The organism is Micromonospora deserti, from assembly GCF_003236335.1.
Classification (GTDB): domain Bacteria; phylum Actinomycetota; class Actinomycetes; order Mycobacteriales; family Micromonosporaceae; genus Micromonospora; species Micromonospora deserti.
On record NZ_POUB01000475.1, the window covers coordinates 1 to 2,014 of the forward strand.

Here is a 2,014-nt window from a genome sequence, read left to right on the forward strand (position 1 = left end):
CCCCACCCGCCCAGTTCCCGCCCAGCGCGGCGGGCGGTCGACAGCCTACGATCGCGCGGGATCGTGGCCGGGTGCGCCAGGGCCGTCTTCGACGTCGACGTCGGCGGCGTGCAGCGGTTCGCCGCATTCGGCACATCGGAGGAGCGATGACCACCAAGCGGGGAGCTCGGCGGGGCAGTCCCAGGCGGCATCGGTACCGCCGCCTACCGCAGCCAGATGAGCAGCGACCTCCTGACGGACATCTCACCTCGAGACAGCCACTCAGCCATGAGGAGACCCAGGTGACTCAGCCACTGCACGCAGAGCCGCTCACCTCGCGCCAGCCCGGCACCCCCTGGTCTGAGGCGATGGAGCGCCTCGGCACCGCCGACGCGTACTGGCTCGTGACAACGGGCGCCGACGCCCGCCCCCACATGGTGCCGGTCCTTGCCGTCCTGGTGGACGGCACCCTGCATTTCGCCACATCCGGCCGGAGCAGTAAGGCACGCAATCTCGCGATCAATCCAGAATGCGTCATCGCCGCCAACGCCCCATCCATCGATGTGGTGCACGGCCGAGCGACGAAGGTACACCGGAACGACAGGCTGCGCGACGTCGCGCATGCCTACGCACAGAAGTACGACTGGCACGTCACCGCACGCGACGGCGCACTTCACGATGCCGACGGTGCCCCAACCGCCGGTCCCCCGCCATACGACGCCTACGCGCTGACCCCGACCAGCGCCTACGGCTTCGCCACGAGCGAGGCACTCAGCTCCACCCGCTGGCGCCGCCACGACGAATGCGACCAGTGACTCTGCTGCGCCTGCCCATGCCCGAACCGAGCGGGGCGTACGTGACCCGATCGGTGCCGGTCACGTACGCCCCCTGTCAGCGGGCGCGGCGGCAGCGGTAGCCGACGCGATGCCGCCTCACCGCAGGTGGAATCGTTCGTCGACGGCGAGGGCCGCCAACTGTTGGGTGGAGAACGGCAGTGTCCTCAACTCCGGCCGGCCGTCGCCGAGCTTCGCCCCCTGCGCAACGAACGTCACCACACCGTCCGGATGCCGGAACGCCGCCCACTGGTCGAACCGGTCGTCGTCGGCAGGCCGGACTACCACGCCGACCTGTGCCGCTCCAACGGTCATCACCTGGCACTCGCCCTGCATGCCCCAGAACTGCCGGGCCAGCGCGCACGGTTCATCCGGTAGCTGACTGCCCGCGGTGTGCACCTCGACCAGCAAGCGCCCCATCCGCTCCCCCTGGGCCACGGCGGCCGAGGACATGTAACTCCATACGTCGGCGCCGTTCACCTTGTCCTCGAATTGCGCCTGGTGGGCCCGCAGCGGCATCTGGTCAGCGGGCTGGTTCGCCGGGTTCTCCGGCGCGGTGTAGCCGGCGGGCACCACGGAGACGATCTCGTCGAGCAGTCGGATCGCCTGGTCGTACCTGGAACCCGCCCGCGCGGTCCGGTCCCCCTGCGGGTGCCCGTCCGGGCCGGTTGGCCACGGCGTCGCGGTGTCCTTGGCCGACGGGTGCGGAATGGTCTGCGGTCCAGGACCCGCCGGGCTGAAGCCGCCAGCACCCGGGATGCCGACGGCCGCGACGCCGGTGACCGCCAGAACCGCGGCTGCGGATCCGGCGCAGGCCAAGACGGCACGGCGGCGGACGCGCGCCCGCCGGGCGGCGCCGAGCACGGCGGCCGTGCTCAACCGTGGCGGCGGGATGGTGGCCGCCATCTCGCTGCGCAGCGCCTCACGCAACTCTTCTCCGTTCATCGTTCCCCCTTCTCGATCCCGCTGTACGTGGGCGACAGGAGGCCGCGCAGCGTATCCAGGCCGCGAGCCGCCTGGCTCTTCACCGTGCCGGGCGAGCACTCCAACAGTGCTGCCGCCTCCTCGACCGACAGGTCCTCCCAATAGCGGAGGACCAGGACGGCCCGCTGACGCGGCGGAACGGCGGCCAGCGCCTGGAGCATCACCAACCGGTTCTCCGGCGAGTCGGGCGGTGTCGGCCGCTCGGCGTCCTTCCCGCC

The 2,014-nt window shown here is 71.3% G+C and carries 3 protein-coding genes; 1 reads left to right on the plus strand and 2 read right to left on the minus strand.

The annotated features are described in order from the left end of the window. The first annotated feature begins 281 nt into the window (after window positions 1-281). A complete protein-coding gene (locus C1I99_RS31285) occupies window positions 282-794 on the plus strand; it encodes a pyridoxamine 5'-phosphate oxidase family protein (RefSeq protein WP_158554129.1) in 513 nt (170 codons plus the stop codon). A gap of 117 nt (window positions 795-911) precedes the next feature. Here C1I99_RS31285 and C1I99_RS31290 read toward each other — a convergent pair whose 3' ends face one another. Both C1I99_RS31290 and C1I99_RS31295 read right to left on the minus strand, forming a co-directional pair. Further along, window positions 912-1,757, minus strand: coding sequence for a hypothetical protein (locus C1I99_RS31290; protein ID WP_111137737.1), 846 nt, complete (start codon window positions 1,755-1,757; stop codon window positions 912-914). Then, window positions 1,754-2,014 (minus strand): sigma-70 family RNA polymerase sigma factor (locus C1I99_RS31295; RefSeq protein ID WP_146604106.1); only part of this gene is annotated, 261 nt, incomplete at its 5' end. The genes C1I99_RS31295 and C1I99_RS31290, both read right to left, overlap by 4 nt.

Coding starts and splice junctions, on each gene's coding strand:
- C1I99_RS31290 (WP_111137737.1), bottom strand. CDS start 1,757: ATGAACGGAGAAGAGTTGCGTGAGGCGCTGCGCAGCGAGATGGCGGCC.